Raw genomic sequence first — 17,690 nt, forward strand, 5'->3', positions numbered from 1 at the left:
AATTTGCACCAATCTAACATACAGACTGTAAAACGGTAGCCAAACGGCTTATAAATCCTTACTTTCGGATGCGCAGGACACAGACAATGAACAAGCCCAATCAGCAGGGAATTACCTTCTCGAAAAACGATGTAGAAATTATTGCACGCGAAACGCTTTATCGTGGTTTTTTTTCGCTGGATTTATACCGCTTTCGCCATCGCCTGTTTAACGGCGGGATGAGCGGCGAAGTGACGCGAGAAATTTTTGAGCGCGGGCATGCCGCCGTCTTGCTACCCTTTGACCCGATACGCGATGAGGTTGTGCTGATCGAACAGATTCGCATTGCCGCGTATGATACCAGCGAGAGTCCGTGGCTGCTTGAGATGGTCGCCGGTATGATAGAAGAAGGGGAAACGCCTGAGGATGTCGCCCGCCGGGAAGCGGTCGAAGAGGCCGGGCTGGACGTTGGGCGGACCAAACCGGTTCTGAGCTATCTGGCAAGCCCCGGCGGCACCAGCGAAAGGCTGTCGATTCTGGTGGGGGAAGTGGATGCCGCGACGGCCAAAGGCATTCATGGCCTGGCGGATGAACATGAAGACATCCGGGTGCATGTGGTAAGTCGGGAGCAGGCTTATCAGTGGGTTGAAGAGGGGAAAATCGACAACGCAGCCTCTGTCATCGCCTTGCAATGGCTGCAATTGCATTATCACAATTTACGTAATGAGTGGACAAAATGAAGCGTTATACACCTGACTTCCCGGAAATGATGCGCCTGTGTGAAACCAATTTTGCTCAGTTGCGCCGCCTGTTGCCTCGAACCGATGCGGCCGGCGATGTGGCGGGCTATCAGGTGGGCAATGCGCAATATCGATTAACTATCGTCGAATCGACCCGCTACACTACACTGGTGTCGATTGAGCAGACGGTCCCCGCAGTGAGTTACTGGAGCCTGCCGTCAATGACGGTGCGCCTTTATCATGATGCGATGGTGGCTGAAGTGTGTTCGACTCAGCAGATCTTTCGCTTCAAAGCAAAGTATGATTATCCTAATAAAAAGTTGCATCAACGCGACGAAAAGCATCAAATTAATCAGTTCCTGGCGGACTGGCTGAGATACTGTTTAGCACATGGAGCGATGGCGATTCCGGTTTGTTAGCGTCGTGAAACCTAAGGACACCATTTGGAAAGCCTGTTAAATCTGCCTCTGGCTGGTGAGACCAGAGTCAGGATATTACAAATTACTGATACTCACCTGTTTGCTGAAAAGCATGAAACGCTGTTGGGCATCAATACCTGGGAAAGCTATCAGGCCGTGCTGGATGCCATCCATGCCTCACAGCGTCAGTGCGATCTGATTGTAGCAACAGGCGATCTGGCACAGGACCATTCAGCCGCGGCCTATCAGCACTTCGCTGAGGGCATCGCGAGTTTCGCCGCGCCCTGCGTCTGGCTGCCGGGCAATCATGATTTCCAGCCGGCGATGTACAGCACGCTGCAGGAGTCCGGCATCTCCCCGGCCAAGCGGGTTCTGCTGGGCGATCGCTGGCAAATCTTGTTGCTGGATAGCCAGGTTTTCGGGGTGCCGCACGGCGAACTGAGCGACTTTCAGCTGGAATGGCTGGAGCATAAGCTGGCGGAAGAACCCGAACGATATACGCTGCTGCTGTTGCATCATCATCCGTTGCCTTCGGGCTGTAGCTGGCTTGATCAGCATAGCCTGCGTAATGCCGGCGCGCTGGACCGCGCGTTGACCGCCTATCCTCGGGTTAAGCATCTGCTCTGCGGGCATATTCACCAGGAGCTGGACCTCGACTGGAACGGGCGCCGAATGATGGCCACGCCTTCGACCTGCGTGCAGTTTAAGCCGCACTGCGCCAACTTCACGCTGGATACCGTTTCTCCCGGCTGGCGCTGGCTGGAACTGCATGCCGATGGCACTCTGATCACCGAAGTTTGCCGCCTTGAGGGCGTGAAGTTTCACCCGGATATTGCTTCAGAAGGATACTGATGGCTACCCTCCTTTATCTGCATGGTTTTAACAGCTCACCGCGATCGGCCAAAGCGATGGCGCTAAAGGAGTGGCTGGCGCAGACCTCTCCCGAGATTACGATGGTGGTGCCGGAACTGCCCGCCTATCCGGCAGAGGCGGCGGAATTACTGGAAGCGATTGTCCTCGAACGCGGCGGGGAACCGCTGGGCGTGGTGGGGTCGTCTCTGGGGGGATACTATGCCACCTGGCTATCGCAGTGTTTTATGCTGCCGACGGTGGTGGTTAACCCGGCGGTACGCCCGTTTGAACTGCTGAACAATTTTTTGGGCCCCAATGAGAATCCGTACACGGGGCAGCAATATGTGCTAGAGTCTCGCCATATTTACGATCTCAAAGTTATGCAAATCGACCCGCTGGAAGCGCCTGATTTAATCTGGCTGCTGCAGCAAACGGGCGATGAAGTGCTTGATTACCGCCAGGCCGTTGCTTACTACGCCTCATGCCGGCAGACGGTAGAGGAGGGCGGCAATCACGCATTTGTCGGCTTTGAAGATCATTTCACTCAGATTATCGATTTTCTGGGTCTGCGTTAAGCAGCCCTGGACTACCTACGAATACACACCATGACGCAATCTTCATATAACGCTGATGCCATTGAGGTACTCACCGGGCTTGAGCCGGTTCGCCGCCGTCCGGGGATGTACACTGACACAACACGTCCTAACCATCTTGGTCAGGAAGTTATTGATAACAGTGTGGATGAAGCACTGGCTGGCCATGCGAAACGCGTGGAGGTTATTCTTCATGCCGACCAATCGCTGGAAGTGATCGACGACGGGCGCGGGATGCCGGTTGATATCCACCCGGAAGAAGGGGTTCCGGCGGTTGAGCTGATTCTCTGTCGCCTGCATGCGGGCGGCAAATTTTCCAGCAAGAGCTACCAGTTCTCAGGCGGTTTGCATGGGGTGGGGATTTCGGTCGTCAACGCCTTGTCCAAACGCGTGGAAGTTAACGTCCGCCGCGACGGTCAGATCTACAGTATCGCTTTCGAGAACGGCGATAAGGTCGAAGAGCTCCACGTGACCGGCACCTGCGGCAAACGCAATACCGGTACCAGCGTGCACTTCTGGCCTGATGAAAGCTTCTTTGATAGCCCGCGTTTTTCGGTTTCGCGTCTGACGCATGTGCTCAAAGCCAAGGCCGTGCTATGCCCCGGCGTGGAGATCGTGTTCCGCGATCAGGTGAACAACAGCGAGCAGCGCTGGTGCTACCAGGATGGGCTGACCGACTATCTGTGTGAAGCGGTTAATGGCCTGCCGCTGCTGCCGGAAAAACCGTTTGTCGGCAACTTCTCCGGCGAAACCGAAGCGGTGGACTGGGCGCTGCTGTGGCTGCCGGAAGGCGGTGAGCTGCTGACCGAAAGCTACGTTAACCTGATCCCGACCATGCAGGGCGGCACCCACGTCAACGGTCTGCGTCAGGGGCTGCTGGAGGCGATGCGTGAGTTCTGTGAATATCGCAATATCCTGCCGCGCGGCGTGAAGCTCTCCGCGGAAGATATCTGGGATCGCTGCGCCTATGTGCTATCGGTGAAAATGCAGGATCCGCAGTTTGCCGGGCAGACTAAAGAGCGCCTCTCTTCACGCCAGTGTGCGGCATTTGTCTCCGGGGTGGTGAAAGATGCCTTCAGCCTGTGGCTGAATCAGAACGTGCAGGCGGCGGAGCTGCTCGCCGAGATGGCGATCTCCAGCGCTCAGCGCCGGATGCGCGCGGCGAAAAAAGTGGTGCGAAAAAAGCTGACCAGCGGCCCTGCGCTGCCGGGCAAGCTGGCGGACTGTACCGCGCAGGATCTGAACCGTACCGAGCTGTTCCTGGTCGAAGGGGACTCGGCGGGCGGCTCTGCCAAGCAGGCGCGCGACCGGGAATATCAGGCGATCATGCCGCTGAAGGGTAAAATCCTTAATACCTGGGAAGTCTCGTCAGACGAAGTGCTGGCCTCGCAGGAGGTCCACGACATTTCGGTGGCCATTGGTATCGACCCGGATAGCGATGACCTGAGCCAGCTGCGCTACGGTAAAATCTGCATTCTGGCGGATGCGGACTCCGATGGTCTGCACATCGCCACGCTGCTGTGCGCGCTGTTTGTTAAGCACTTCCGCACGTTGGTGAAACACGGCCACGTCCATGTCGCGCTGCCGCCTCTGTACCGTATCGATCTCGGCAAAGAGGTGTACTACGCGCTGACGGAGGAAGAGAAGGCCGGGGTACTGGAGCAGCTCAAGCGTAAGAAGGGCAAACCCAACGTACAGCGCTTTAAAGGGCTGGGGGAAATGAACCCGATGCAGTTGCGTGAAACCACGCTTGACCCTAATACCCGCCGTCTGGTCCAGCTGGTTATCAGCGACGAAGATGAGCAGCAGACAACGGCAATGATGGATATGCTGTTAGCCAAGAAACGTTCGGAAGACCGGCGCAACTGGCTGCAGGAAAAAGGGGATATGGCGGACCTGGAAGCCTGATACCGGCTTTAATCAGAACTGGCGCTGCGCCAGTTCTGGTTCACTTCTCTTTGCTTCGCCGGGTATTTTTCCCGGCTGCGCGCTGGCTTAAACGCCCGGCTGCAGAATACGGATACTGACTTCCAGCACGTCCCCTTTCACCGCTTCGCTGTGCGCTTTCATATGCGGGGTTTGCAGGTGCGCTTCGAGATGGGCCACGCTGTCCCATAGTTCCACCATCACGATGGAATCTGGCGAGGTGCTCTGAAAGCTGACGCCTGCGGCATGGTCGACCATCGGCGTATAGCCGTGGCAGCCTTCTTCCTGTAAAACCAGCGGAATAGTTTTGGCGAACTGATCCAACACGGCCTGGCGGTGATGCTGGCCCGGACGAGTGCGAATTTCTGCGATCACTGTCAACATGATTAACTCAACTCCTTCTGTATGTAGATCTTTAGTTAACCAAAAATCTGCGCCAGATGCTTGCGATATTCTGCGATGTTGCGCGGCACATCCGGCATTTTAATGACGTCGTTAGCGATAAAAGTCGGTAGAGCGCTCATCCCGAGGAACTGGTTCGCTTTATGGAACGGCAGATACACGCCGTCAACGCCAGCGCCATGGAAGAACTGTTCTTTATCGGTAAAGGCCTCCATCGGCGCATTCCAGGTCAGGGAAAGCATATAGCGTTTGCCCTGAATCAAACCGCCTGAGCCATATTTTTTGCTGTCGTCGGAGCGGCTACGGCCATCGCTGGCGTACAGCGAGCCATGGCCTTCGGTGAAGACATCATCGATATATTTCTTCACGGTCCACGGCGCGCCCATCCACCAGCCCGGCATTTGCCAGATGACCACATCGGCCCAGAGGAAATTCTGTACCTCTTCTTGCGCAGCATAATCGCTTTCGGCGCGGACGATTTTAACATCATGCCCGGCGTCGCGCAGATAACCATCCGCGACCTCGGTCAGGGTGTCGTTCAACTGGCCGTTGGAGTGGGCGAATTTTTTCGCACCGTTGATAATCAGGATGTTGCTCATTTTTTACCCTTCGATTTTCGAGTTTGTCACTGATTTTACCCCGTGAGGCGGGGCGGTAAAATGAGCAAAATGTGCAAAGTCTTTTGCGTTATTCGCAATAATCCCGGCTACCAGCGCACCCGCGCTTCGAAGCCGCCCGCCGACGAATTGCTGAAGGTGACGGTCATGCGGTGCAGCGTGGCGATGCGCCGGACGATAGATAGCCCCAGCCCGCTGCCGGGCTCATCCTGGCCGGGGGGGCGATAGAATCGCTCGCCGAGACGCGCCAGCGCCTCGGCGCTGATGCCCGGGCCATTATCGCGCACGTCAAATCCGCGCGCCGCGAGAGTGATATCCACCCGGCTTCCGCGCGGGCTGTAGCGCACGGCATTATCCAGCAGATTGCGCACCAGCAGACTCAGCAGCAGCGGCTGACCAGGGCGTGTGACGTTGGCAGCCTTCAAATGCAGACGGAGGTCGATGCCGGCCTGCTGCGCAGCATGGTACATCTCCATCACCGCCGATTGCAGCAGCTCGTCCATGCCGAGGGTCTGCACGTCATCAAGCTGCGCCAGTGAATCCAGACGCGAGAGGGTCAGTAGCTGGTCGACCAGGCGGGTTGCGCGGTCAATCCCCTGATGCATCTGCGCCAATGCCTTGTCGCGCCCCTGCGGGTCGTCTATCGACAGCTGGGCGACTTCGGTCTGCACCTTCAGCGCGGCAAGCGGGCTGCGTAGCTCGTGCGCGGCATCGGAAGTAAACCGACGCTCGCGCATCATGGTGTCATGGGTACGGGCAAACAGCTGATTCAACGCATCAACCAACGGCCGGACCTCGCTGGGCACCTTGTCGACGTTAAGCGATTCGGCTGAATCCGCCGCGCGCAGGCGCAGCGTTCGGGCCAACTGCTTCAACGGCGCCAGCTCCCGGCTCAGCAGGACAATCAGCAGCAGGAACATCAGCGGCAGCGCCATCAGCCAGGGCGTCAGCTGGGAGGTGACGATATCCAGCGCCATTTCCCGCCGGTAATCCCACTCCTGGCCGACGACAATGCGGTAGCGGCCGTCGCGGGTGGTCAGTTGCAGAAAGCGCCATTCGTCATCGTCGTTTTCCAGATAGCCATCGCTAAACCCTTCCCGACGGTTGTGCCACGGAATGTCCTGGCCGTTCTCGCCATCGTGGAGCACCCGTTTGCCGTCGGCGGTGAAAATCGCGAACGCCAGCGCATCATCATCGAGATGGCCATGTTTCATTTTCTTTGCCTGTACCGGCGGGGTCAGCGTGTGCAGCTCGTCGAAGTTCATTGCGCTCAGGCGGCGGGCAAACAGCAGCTGCTGGGTATCAAAGAGCTTGTCCAGCTTGTCGCGGGTGTGCTGCCAGGCGATAAAACTGGCGATGCCCCAGGCGGCGCTGGTCAACAGGAAAAAAAGCAGCGTCAGGCGGACGCGTAGGCTCAGTGGTTTCATGCATCACCCAGGGTATAGCCGATACCGTGGACGGTACGAATAAATTCGCTGCCGAGCTTGCGGCGCAGGTGATGAACATGAACTTCAACCGCGTTGCTGGAGACGTCATCGTCCCAGTTATAAAGCTTTTCTTCGATATGCTTTCGCGGCAGGACCCGTCCGGCATTGCGCATCAGGAGCTCCAGCAGGGCGAACTCTTTCGGCTTCAGCGCCAGGTTTTCGCCGTTCAGCGTCACCGTCAGGCCGCTGGGGTCGAGCGTGACGCGACCGTGGCGCAGCTCGCTGCTGCTCTGCCCGTGGGCGCGGCGAACCAGCGCCTCAAGGCGGGCGGCCACTTCAATCAGCGCAAAAGGTTTACACAGATAGTCGTCGGCGCCGAGGCGGAGTCCTTCGACCCGCTGGCTGAGGGCATCCCGGGCGGTAAGGATCAGCACCGGCTCGTGGCGGCCCGTGGCGCGCCATTCGCGCAGGATATCCAGCCCGTCAAGGCCCGGCAGCGTCAGGTCAAGGATCGCCGCGTCATAAGGGGCGCTGTAGAGCGCGGCTTTTCCCTCTTCGCCACGGGTAAACCAGTCGATGCTCAAGCCCATCTTTGCCAGTCCGGCTTTAATGCCATCGCCGATCAGCTTGTCGTCTTCCACCAGTAAAATGCGCATTGCCTGCTCCTGTGGCCATCATGAATACGCGCAGTAAAGCGCGTTGTGGCGCGTACTGTACAGCAATAAAATTTCTTTTTTCCGCTTAAGAAGTCGTTAAGTTTTGCCTGCTGTAATGGTAACGATATCAACATAAAGGGAGAACATATCATGAAGAAAATCGCTGCAGTGACCGCTATCGTTGCTCTGATTTCCATGCCGGTGCTGGCGGCTGAACAAGGCGGTTTCACCGGCCCGGGCTCGACACAAACCAGCCAGACTGCCACGCCAAAAGGCGGCTTTATCGGCCCGAGCGGTAGCGTGACGACGGTGGAAAATGCCAAATCGCTGCGTGACGATACCTGGGTCACTCTGCGCGGCAAAATCGTTCAGCGCGTCTCTGACGAGGTGTATAAATTCCAGGACGCCACCGGGACGGTGAATGTCGATATCGACCATAAACGCTGGAACGGCCTGACCGTCACGCCGCAGGATACGGTCGAAATTCAGGGGGAGGTCGATAAAGACTGGAACTCGGTGGAAATCGACGTCAAGCAAATCAATAAAGTCACCCCGTAACGCCGCTGACCCGGGTGACTTTGCTACGCTTAACCGCAGAATCTTCAACCGGTCTAACGCCCTGTGACTCAGGGCGTCAGATAGGGTATTATCGCCGGTAGTTTTGCCGCCCGCACGGTCGGTACGCAGATTGAGGATTCACGATTAATGAGCGATATGGCAGAGCGCCTCGCGCTGCATGAATTTACGGAAAATGCTTACCTGAACTATTCCATGTACGTCATCATGGACAGGGCGTTGCCGTTTATTGGCGATGGTCTGAAGCCGGTACAGCGTCGCATCGTGTATGCGATGTCCGAGCTGGGGCTGAACGCCAGCGCGAAGTTCAAAAAGTCCGCCCGCACCGTCGGTGACGTGCTGGGTAAATACCATCCGCACGGCGATAGCGCATGCTATGAAGCCATGGTGCTGATGGCGCAGCCCTTCTCCTACCGCTACCCGCTGGTGGACGGCCAGGGAAACTGGGGGGCCCCGGACGATCCCAAATCCTTCGCCGCAATGCGTTATACCGAATCCCGGTTGTCGAAGTATGCGGAACTGCTGCTCGGCGAACTGGGCCAGGGAACCGTTGACTGGGTGCCGAACTTCGACGGAACGATGCAGGAGCCGAAAATGCTGCCTGCGCGTTTGCCGAATATCCTGCTGAACGGCACCACCGGTATCGCCGTGGGGATGGCAACCGATATTCCCCCGCACAACCTGCGCGAAGTGGCGCAGGCGGCGATAGCCCTGATCGAAAAACCGCAGACCTCGCTCGACGAGCTGCTGGATATCGTCCACGGGCCGGATTACCCCACCGAAGCTGAAATCATTACCCCGCGCGCCGAGATCCGCAAAATCTATCAGAACGGTCGTGGTTCGGTGCGTATGCGCGCGGTGTGGAAGAAAGAAGATGGCGCGGTCGTGATCACGGCCTTGCCGCATCAGGTTTCCGGTGCCCGCGTGCTGGAGCAAATCGCCGCCCAGATGCGCAATAAAAAGCTGCCGATGGTTGACGATTTACGCGACGAGTCCGATCACGAAAACCCGACCCGTCTGGTGATCGTCCCGCGTTCTAATCGCGTGGATATGGAGCAGGTAATGAACCACCTGTTCGCCACCACCGATCTCGAAAAAAGCTACCGCATCAACCTGAATATGATCGGCCTCGACAACCGCCCGGCGGTGAAAAACCTGCTGGAGATCCTCGCGGAATGGCTCACCTTCCGTCGCGATACCGTGCGTCGCCGCCTGAGCTATCGCCTGGAGAAGGTGCTCAAGCGCCTGCATATCCTCGAAGGTTTACTGGTAGCCTTTCTGAATATCGATGAGGTGATCGAAATTATCCGCCACGAGGATGAACCGAAGCCGGCCCTGATGTCCCGCTTCGGCATCAGCGAAACCCAGGCGGAAGCGATCCTTGAGCTGAAACTGCGTCATCTTGCCAGACTGGAAGAGATGAAGATCCGCGGCGAGCAGAGCGATCTGGAAAAAGAGCGCGATCAGCTGCAGGCGATTCTGGCGTCCGAACGGAAGATGAATAACCTGCTGAAGAAAGAGCTGCAGGCCGACGCCGACGCCTTCGGCGACGATCGGCGTTCCCCGCTGCGCGAGCGCGAAGAGGCGAAAGCCATGAGCGAGCATGACATGCTGCCGTCCGAACCGGTCACCATCGTGCTGTCGCAAATGGGCTGGGTACGTAGCGCCAAAGGCCACGACATTGACGCCCAGGGGCTGAGTTACAAAGCGGGCGATAGCTGGAAAGCCTCGTCGAAAGGCAAGAGCAACCAGCCGGTGGTGTTTATTGATACGACCGGGCGTAGCTACGCCATCGATCCGATTACGCTGCCGTCGGCGCGCGGTCAGGGTGAGCCGATTACCGGCAAACTGACGCTGCCGCCGGGGGCCAGCGTTGAGCATATGCTGATGGAGAATGACGATCGCAAGCTGCTGATGGCTTCCGACGCCGGCTACGGTTTCGTCTGCACCTTCAACGATCTGGTGGCGCGCAACCGCGCGGGCAAGGCGCTGATTACGCTGCCGGATAACGCCCGGGTGATGCCGCCGCTGGTGATTGAAGATGAGTCAGACATGCTGCTGGCGATCACCTCCGCCGGGCGTATGCTGATGTTCCCGGTGAACGATCTGCCGCAGCTGTCGAAAGGCAAGGGGAACAAGATTATCAATATTCCGTCGGCGGATGCGGCTTCCGGGCAGGATGGGCTGGCGCACCTGTTTGTGCTGCCGCCGCAGAGCACCCTGACTATCCACGTCGGTAAGCGCAAGATTAAACTGCGTCCGGAAGAGCTGCAGAAAGTCACCGGGGAACGCGGTCGCCGCGGCTCACTGATGCGCGGGCTGCAGAAAATCGACCGTGTGGAAATCGATTCGCCGCGTCGCGCAGCGGCGGGTGATAGCGAAGAGTAAGATAAGGATCCTCTACCGAAGGGTAGAGGATGCTAAAATATGCCGCAAAATCGTTGTTTATTCAGATGTTGCGATTAACAATAGACGCAAAATCATTCAAGATACGTCGAGGCCGTCAGCAACTGATGCCCGACGCCTGCAATCTGCTGAACAGCGAGTAAGTACCCCCTATCTTCGGGTCGCGGAAAGAGAGCGACGACGAGGGATTCAGGCGCGTGCAGTACGCAGCGGACCGGTGGACCGGGTTATCCTGCGAACGCACATGCCAGCGAAAGTTTGCGGGTATCATTCTAAGCGGTTTGGGTTTTAGAGGTAGCTATGCTATTTATTTTTCGACTCATTATTGTTGTTATTTATTGTATCTTTGTCTGTATATTTGGCTGTATTTACTGTTTGTTCAGCCCGCGTAATCCTAAGCACGTTGCCACCTTCGGGCACCTGTTTGGCCGGCTGTCCCCGTTATTCGGTCTGAAGGTCGAAACGCGTAAGCCTGCGGATGCGAAAAACTATGGCAATGCAATCTACATTGCTAACCATCAGAACAACTATGATATGGTGACGGCATCCAATATCGTACAGCCGCCGACCGTGACCGTGGGCAAAAAGAGCCTGGTATGGATCCCGTTCTTTGGCCTGCTCTACTGGCTAACGGGTAACCTGCTGATTGATCGTAATAACCGGGCGAAAGCGCATGGGACGATCTCGCAGGTGGTGAATACCTTTAAAAAACGTAAAATATCTTTCTGGATGTTCCCGGAAGGGACCCGCAGCCGCGGTCGCGGCCTGCTGCCCTTTAAGACCGGCGCTTTCCACGCGGCCATCGCCGCCGGCGTGCCGATTATTCCGGTATGCGTTTCTAATACATCGAATAAAATTAATCTCAATCGCCTGAATAACGGCCTGGTGATTGTTGAAATGCTGCCGCCGGTCGATACCAGCCAGTTTGGTAAAGAGGGCGTACGCGCGCTGGCGACGCACTGCCGCGAGCTGATGGCCGCGAAAATTGAAGAGCTGGATCGCGAAGTCGCGGAGCGCGAAGCCGCAGCAAAGAAATAAAACAGGAAACGCCGCGATAACGCGAGCAGATTGCTAGCGGGAAACGAATTCCCTTTTTGATTTGTCAGTATTTCATGGAGTTAATATGTCACTCAGTCGGCGTCAGTTTATTAAGGCTTCAGGCGTAGCGCTGTGCGCGGGAGCCGTGCCGCTGAACGCACATGCCGCCGGCCAACAGCCCGTCCTGCCGGTTCCTCCGCTGCTGGAGTCCCGTCGCGGCCAGCCGCTGTTTTTGACTCTGCAACGCGCCCACTGGTCCTTTACCTCCGGCACCCGCGCGTCGGTCTGGGGGGTGAACGGCCGCTATCTTGGGCCGACGATTCGCGTGTGGAATGGCGATGACGTAAAGCTGATTTACAGTAACCGCCTGACGGAAAACGTCGCCATGACCATCCGCGGTCTGCAGGTTCCCGGTCCGCTGATTGGCGGCGCGGCGCGCATGATGTCGCCGAATGCCGACTGGGCGCCGGTGCTGCCGATTCGCCAGAGCGCCGCCACGCTGTGGTATCAGGCGAATACCCCGAACCATATGGCTAAACAGGTCTATAACGGTCTTGCCGGCATGTGGCTGGTGGAAGATGAAATCAGTAAAAATCTCCCCGTTCCCAACCATTACGGCGTCGATGATTTCCCGGTGATTATTCAGGACAAGCGTCTGGATAATTTCGGTACGCCGGAATACAGCGAACCCGGCAGCGGCGGCTTTGTCGGGGATACGCTGCTGGTGAACGGCGTCCAGAGTCCGTATGTTGAAGTGTCGCGCGGCTGGGTTCGTTTGCGCCTGCTGAACGCCTCTAACTCCCGGCGCTACCAGCTGCAGATGAGCGATGGTCGGCTGATACACGTTATCTCCGGCGACCAGGGTTTTTTACCGGCCCCGGTGTCGTTAAAGCAGCTGTCGCTGGCGCCCGGCGAGCGGCGTGAAATTCTGGTCGATATGACCAACGGCGATGAGGTGTCGATTACCTGCGGTGAAGCGGCAAGCATCGTTGACCGCATTCGCGGCTTCTTCGAGCCGTCGAGCATCCTGATTTCCACGCTGCTGTTAACCCTGCGTCCAACGGGCCTGCTGCCGCTGGTGACCGATAGCCTGCCGGTGCGTCTGCTGCCGACGGAAGTTCTGTCCGGCGCGGCGATTCGCTCTCGCGATATCTCCCTTGGCGACGATCCGGGGATTAACGGCAACCTGTGGGACCCGCAGCGCATTGACGTGACCGCGCAGCAGGGCACATGGGAGCGCTGGACGGTACGTGCCGATCGACCGCAGTCGTTCCATATCGAAGGGGTGATGTTCCAGGTGCGGAACGTGAACGGTTCCGCGCCGTTCCCGGAAGACCGCGGCTGGAAAGATACCGTCTGGGTCGACGGGCAGGTGGAGCTGCTGGTGTACTACACCCAGCCTTCCTGGCCGCACTTCCCGTTCCAGTTCTTAAGCCAGACGCTGGAACTCGCCGATCGCGGCTCGATTGGCCAGATCCTGGTCAATCCGGCGCCGTAATCCCCGATGCCCCGGCCAGCAGCGGTCAGGGCATAAGAAAATCTCCCTTCATTTCTGTCCGCAATCCGGCTTATAATCGCCGCCCTTTGGTTATTTTTTTATCATTTTTTTCCCCGGAAGCAATATGAGCGCAATATCCCTGATCCAACCGGATCGTGACCTTTTTTCCTGGCCGCAGTACTGGGCCGCCTGCTTTGGTCCCGCGCCATTTTTACCCATGTCACGCGAAGAGATGGATCAACTTGGCTGGGATAGCTGCGACATCATCCTGGTCACCGGCGATGCGTATGTCGACCATCCGAGCTTCGGCATGGCGATCTGCGGCCGCATGCTGGAGGCGCAGGGGTTCCGCGTTGGGATTATTTCGCAGCCTGACTGGAACAGCAAAGATGACTTTATGCGTCTGGGGAAACCGAATCTGTTCTTCGGCGTTACCGCGGGCAACATGGATTCGATGATCAACCGCTACACCGCTGACCGCAAGCTGCGTCATGATGACGCCTATACCGCGGGCAATGTCGCCGGTAAACGTCCGGATCGCGCCACGTTGGTGTATACCCAGCGCTGCAAAGAGGCGTGGAAAGAGGTGCCGGTTATTCTCGGCGGTATTGAAGCCAGCCTGCGCCGTACCGCGCATTATGATTACTGGTCCGATACCGTGCGGCGTTCGGTGCTGGTGGACTCCAAGGCCGATATGCTGATGTTTGGCAACGGCGAGCGTCCGCTGGTTGAAGTGGCGCATCGTCTGGCCGCAGGTGAGCCGATCGGCCAGATTCGTGACGTCCGCAATACCGCCATTATGGTCAAAGAGGCGCTCCCCGGCTGGAGCGGCGTCGACTCCACCCGTCTGGATACCCCGGGTAAAATTGACCCCATCCCGCATCCGTATGGCGAAGATCTGCCGTGCGCGGATAACAAAACCGTTGCGCCGCCAAAACAAGAAGCTAAACGCGTGACCGTTCAACCGCCGCGTCCGAAGCCGTGGGAAAAGACCTACGTGCTGCTGCCGTCCTTTGAAAAGGTGAAAGGGGACAAGGTGCTGTACGCCCATGCGTCACGTATCCTGCACCACGAAACCAACCCGGGCTGCGCGCGGGCGTTGATGCAAAAGCATGGCGAACGGTATATCTGGGTTAACCCGCCGGCGATCCCGCTGTCGACGGAAGAGATGGATAGCGTGTTTGCGCTACCGTATAAGCGCGTCCCGCACCCGGCGTACGGTGACAGCCGCATTCCGGCTTACGAGATGATTCGCTTCTCGATTAACATTATGCGCGGCTGTTTCGGCGGCTGTTCTTTCTGTTCGATCACCGAACATGAAGGGCGCATCATTCAGAGCCGTTCCGAAGATTCGATCATTAACGAAATCGAAGCGATTCGCGACACGGTTCCCGGTTTTACCGGCGTTATCTCCGATCTTGGCGGCCCAACGGCCAACATGTACATGCTGCGCTGTAAGTCCCCGCGCGCCGAGCAGACCTGCCGTCGTTTATCCTGCGTCTATCCGGATATCTGCCCGCATATGGATACCAACCACGAGCCGACGATTAATCTGTACCGCCGCGCCCGCGACCTGAAAGGGATTAAAAAAATCCTCATCGCCTCTGGCGTGCGTTACGACATCGCCGTTGAGGATCCGCGCTACATCAAAGAGCTGGCGACCCACCACGTTGGCGGCTATCTGAAGATTGCGCCGGAGCATACGGAAGAAGGTCCGCTGTCGAAAATGATGAAGCCGGGAATGGGAAGCTATGACCGCTTTAAAGAGCTGTTCGATACCTATTCGAAACAGGCGGGTAAAGAGCAGTATCTGATCCCGTACTTTATCTCTGCGCACCCGGGCACCCGCGACGAAGATATGGTGAATCTGGCGCTGTGGCTGAAGAAGAACCGTTTCCGTCTCGACCAGGTGCAGAACTTCTATCCGTCGCCGCTGGCCAACTCGACCACCATGTATTACACCGGCAAGAACCCGCTGGGTAAGATTGGCTATAAGAGTGAAGAGGTGGTGGTGCCGAAGGGCGACAAGCAGCGTCGTCTGCATAAAGCATTGCTGCGCTATCACGATCCGGCAAACTGGCCGCTGATTCGTCAGGCGCTGGAAGCGATGGGCAAGAAGCACCTGATTGGTTCACGCCGCGATTGTCTGGTACCCGCGCCAACGCTGGATGAGATGCGCGAAGCGCGTCGTCAGAACCGCAATACCCGCCCGGCATTGACCAAACATACGCCGGTTGCGCATCAGCGTCAGACGCCGGCTACGGCGAAAAAACGGATTAAATCCGCTTCCCGCTAAGACGTATTCCCCGGCGGCGCGATGCCTGCCGGGGTAACAGGATGATAGGGAAAACCCGGATTGGGCGGTTGTGCCGCGATCCGGGACGGTATAAGAAACGCTCTTCGGCGGGAAAGAAGATTAACCGCCGAACTGATCCGGATCCGGACCCAGACGTTTGTTCTGGTCCAGTTTTGCCATCTCACTGAGTTCGTCTTTATCGAGACGGAAGTCCCAGACGTTGAAGTTTTCCGCAATGCGTGACGGCGTGACCGATTTCGGGATCACCACCAGGCCGTTGTCGAGATGCCAGCGGATAACAATCTGCGCGGGGGTTTTACCGTACTTATCCGCCAGCTCATGAATAATTTTCTGATCGAACACGCCTTCTCCCCCCTGCGCCAGCGGGCTCCAGGACTCGGTCTGGATTTTATGCGTGGCGTTCCAGGAGTGTAGCTGACGTTGCTGGAGTAAGGGATGGAGTTCCACCTGGTTTATCACCGGCACGACGCCGGTTTCATCCAGCAGCCGCTGCAGATGGTGGACCTGGAAGTTACAGACGCCGATACTTTTTGTCAGCCCCTGTTTTTGCAGCTCAATCATGCCTTTCCAGGCATCGACGTAGTGGTCAATCGCCGGAACCGGCCAGTGCATTAAGTATAAATCGACATAGTCGAGTTGCAGTTTGCGCAGACTCTCTTGTAGGGCTTCATGCGGGCGTTTCTGATCGTCGTTCCACAGCTTGGTGGTGATAAAGAGCTCATCGCGAGCGACGCCTGCGCGGCTTAACGCATGACCGACGCCGGTTTCATTTTGGTACGCGGCGGCGGTGTCAAAAGAGCGATAACCGACTTCCAGCGCCTTATGAATGGCGGAGACGACTTCCTCGTTGCCTGCTTTCCACACGCCGAGACCCAGTTGTGGCATCAGATTGCCGTCGTGCAGTTTTATAACGGTTGGATGTGTCATGCCTTCCTCCTGTTAATGAAACTCAGCGGTATACATTCCGCTGAGGGGTAGCATTAAGTCTGGACGAAATAGCTAAAAACGGTAGTTAAACTCCTCGCCTTCGCGCGAGTTCAGCTGAAGACGAGGAGGGGGGACAGGGAAAACTTAGCGTGCAGCCTCGTAAATCCGACGGCTGACGTCGAGGGTGATATCCTGATTTTCCCCCAGCGCCGTCATGCCGTGTTCTTCCAGTTTAGCCAGTAACGCCGGGATGGAGCTGCCGTCCAGACCGTAGTCGGAAAGACGGGTTGCGACGCCCAGCTGCTCAAAGAACTGACGCGTCGCGGCGATAGCGGCATCGATACGCTCATCTTCAGAGCCGTCGGTGATATTCCAGACGCGAGCGGCATACTGCAGCAGTTTGGCGCGTTTGGCGTCGCGTTTTTCATTCCACAGTACCGGCAGAATGATGGCCAGCGTCTGGGCATGATCGAGGCCGTGCATCGCGGTCAGCTCGTGACCCAGCATGTGCGTTGCCCAGTCCTGCGGTACGCCAGCGCCAATCAGGCCGTTTAACGCCTGGGTCGCTGCCCACATGATGTTGGCGCGCACGTCGTAGTTTTCCGGCTCTTGCAGCGCTTTCGGGCCATCTTCAATCAGAGTCAGCAGAATGCCTTCGGCAAAGCGGTCCTGAATTTTGCCATCAACCGGGTAGGTGACATACTGCTCGACGGTATGGACAAATGCGTCAACCACACCGTTGGCCACCTGACGCGGCGGCAGGGTGTAGGTGTAAACCGGGTCAAGAATCGCAAACACCGGCTGTACGTGGGATGACATAAAGGCCCGTTTGTCACCGGTGGTTTTACGCGAAACGACGGCGCCTTTATTGGATTCGGAACCGGTTGCCGGAAGCGTCAGCACCGACCCCATCGGGATCGCGCTTTTGACGTTGTTGCCGCGGGTTTCGAGGATTTCCCACGGATCGACGTTTTCATCATAATGCGCCGCCGCGGCGATGAACTTGGTGCCATCCAGTACCGAACCGCCGCCCACGGCCAGCAGGAACGTGACCTTCTCTTCACGGGCGATTTTGACGGCGTTCATCAGCGTCTCGTAGGATGGGTTCGGTTCAATGCCGCCAAACTCCAGCACCTCGAAACCGCTCAGCGCCTTCAGCGCCTGATCAAGCACGCCGGTTTTCTTCACGCTACCGCCGCCGTAGGTCACCAGAATACGTGCGCCTGCCGGGATTTGATCGCGCAGATTGTCGATGGCGCCTTTGCCAAACAGAATGCGGGTTGGGGTATGTAGATCGAAATTGTTCATTGCTCGTGC

15 protein-coding genes and 1 pseudogene are annotated in these 17,690 nt (G+C 57.4%); 10 read left to right on the plus strand and 6 right to left on the minus strand.

Translation table 11 applies throughout. The annotated features are described in order from the left end of the window. Positions 1 to 86 precede the first annotated feature (86 nt). Genes nudF through parE form a run of 5 tightly spaced genes read left to right on the plus strand, consistent with a single transcriptional unit; the run spans position 87 to position 4,491 of the window. The gene (gene nudF, locus EDF73_RS13850) at positions 87 to 719 is read left to right on the plus strand and encodes an ADP-ribose diphosphatase (RefSeq protein ID WP_132729690.1); all 633 of its coding nucleotides are present in this window, start codon (positions 87 to 89) and stop codon (positions 717 to 719) included. Next, the gene (locus EDF73_RS13855) at positions 716 to 1,138 is read left to right on the plus strand and encodes a DUF1249 family protein (protein ID WP_004867771.1); all 423 of its coding nucleotides are present in this window, start codon (positions 716 to 718) and stop codon (positions 1,136 to 1,138) included. Before nudF ends, EDF73_RS13855 begins: the two co-directional genes overlap by 4 nt. Positions 1,139 to 1,162: 24 nt before the next feature. Further along, positions 1,163 to 1,990, plus strand: a complete 828-nt coding sequence (cpdA, locus tag EDF73_RS13860) for a 3',5'-cyclic-AMP phosphodiesterase (protein ID WP_132729691.1) — start codon at positions 1,163 to 1,165, stop codon at positions 1,988 to 1,990. Beyond that, complete coding sequence (gene yqiA, locus EDF73_RS13865) at positions 1,990 to 2,565, plus strand: esterase YqiA (protein ID WP_132729692.1); 576 nt, start codon at positions 1,990 to 1,992, stop codon at positions 2,563 to 2,565. The genes cpdA and yqiA overlap by 1 nt, the downstream gene beginning before the upstream one ends. Before the next feature lie 30 nt (positions 2,566 to 2,595). Next, positions 2,596 to 4,491, plus strand: coding sequence for a DNA topoisomerase IV subunit B (gene parE, locus EDF73_RS13870; protein ID WP_132729693.1), 1,896 nt, complete (start codon positions 2,596 to 2,598; stop codon positions 4,489 to 4,491). Between the two features lie 87 nt (positions 4,492 to 4,578). Here the strand turns inward: parE and EDF73_RS13875 are convergent, their stop codons facing one another. The 4 genes from EDF73_RS13875 to qseB all read right to left on the minus strand — a co-directional run bounded on the left by EDF73_RS13875 (position 4,579) and on the right by qseB (position 7,611). Next, the gene (locus tag EDF73_RS13875) at positions 4,579 to 4,893 is read right to left on the minus strand and encodes a putative quinol monooxygenase (RefSeq protein WP_132729694.1); all 315 of its coding nucleotides are present in this window, start codon (positions 4,891 to 4,893) and stop codon (positions 4,579 to 4,581) included. Positions 4,894 to 4,928: 35 nt separating this feature from the next. Beyond that, on the minus strand, positions 4,929 to 5,510 hold the full coding sequence (locus tag EDF73_RS13880; RefSeq protein WP_132729695.1) for an NAD(P)H-dependent oxidoreductase: 582 nt from the start codon (positions 5,508 to 5,510) through the stop codon (positions 4,929 to 4,931). Positions 5,511 to 5,617: 107 nt separating this feature from the next. After that, complete coding sequence (gene qseC / locus EDF73_RS13885; RefSeq protein ID WP_132729696.1) at positions 5,618 to 6,955, minus strand: quorum sensing histidine kinase QseC; 1,338 nt, start codon at positions 6,953 to 6,955, stop codon at positions 5,618 to 5,620. Next, positions 6,952 to 7,611 carry a quorum sensing response regulator transcription factor QseB gene (qseB, locus tag EDF73_RS13890; RefSeq protein ID WP_132729697.1) on the minus strand — a complete coding sequence of 220 codons (660 nt, stop codon included), beginning with the start codon at positions 7,609 to 7,611 and terminating at the stop codon, positions 6,952 to 6,954. The genes qseC and qseB overlap by 4 nt, the downstream gene beginning before the upstream one ends. Positions 7,612 to 7,761: 150 nt before the next feature. On the opposite strand from qseB, the gene EDF73_RS13895 reads away from it, so the two are divergent. The 5 genes and pseudogenes from EDF73_RS13895 to EDF73_RS13915 all read left to right on the plus strand — a co-directional run bounded on the left by EDF73_RS13895 (position 7,762) and on the right by EDF73_RS13915 (position 15,425). Then, positions 7,762 to 8,169: a YgiW/YdeI family stress tolerance OB fold protein gene (locus EDF73_RS13895; RefSeq protein ID WP_132729698.1), complete on the plus strand. Its 408-nt coding sequence runs from the start codon at positions 7,762 to 7,764 to the stop codon at positions 8,167 to 8,169. Between the two features lie 147 nt (positions 8,170 to 8,316). Continuing rightward, complete coding sequence (parC, locus tag EDF73_RS13900) at positions 8,317 to 10,575, plus strand: DNA topoisomerase IV subunit A (RefSeq protein WP_132729699.1); 2,259 nt, start codon at positions 8,317 to 8,319, stop codon at positions 10,573 to 10,575. A gap of 318 nt (positions 10,576 to 10,893) precedes the next feature. Further along, positions 10,894 to 11,631 (plus strand): 1-acylglycerol-3-phosphate O-acyltransferase, encoded by a 738-nt coding sequence (plsC, locus tag EDF73_RS13905; RefSeq protein ID WP_132729700.1) that lies wholly within the window; start codon positions 10,894 to 10,896, stop codon positions 11,629 to 11,631. An 85-nt stretch (positions 11,632 to 11,716) separates the two neighbouring features. Then, positions 11,717 to 13,129, plus strand: a complete 1,413-nt coding sequence (gene ftsP, locus EDF73_RS13910) for a cell division protein FtsP (RefSeq protein WP_132729701.1) — start codon at positions 11,717 to 11,719, stop codon at positions 13,127 to 13,129. A 32-nt stretch (positions 13,130 to 13,161) separates the two neighbouring features. Next, a pseudogene (locus EDF73_RS13915) lies at positions 13,162 to 15,425 on the plus strand (YgiQ family radical SAM protein). A 120-nt stretch (positions 15,426 to 15,545) separates the two neighbouring features. Here EDF73_RS13915 and dkgA read toward each other — a convergent pair. Both dkgA and yqhD read right to left on the minus strand, forming a co-directional pair. Further along, a complete protein-coding gene (gene dkgA, locus EDF73_RS13920; protein WP_132729703.1) occupies positions 15,546 to 16,373 on the minus strand; it encodes a 2,5-didehydrogluconate reductase DkgA in 828 nt (275 codons plus the stop codon). Between the two features lie 144 nt (positions 16,374 to 16,517). Further along, entirely contained in the window at positions 16,518 to 17,681 is a 1,164-nt protein-coding gene (gene yqhD, locus EDF73_RS13925) for an alcohol dehydrogenase (RefSeq protein WP_132729704.1), read from the minus strand. Positions 17,682 to 17,690 lie beyond the last annotated feature (9 nt).

Source organism: Klebsiella sp. BIGb0138 (assembly GCF_004342285.1).
In the GTDB taxonomy this organism is placed as follows: Bacteria; Pseudomonadota; Gammaproteobacteria; order Enterobacterales; family Enterobacteriaceae; genus Klebsiella.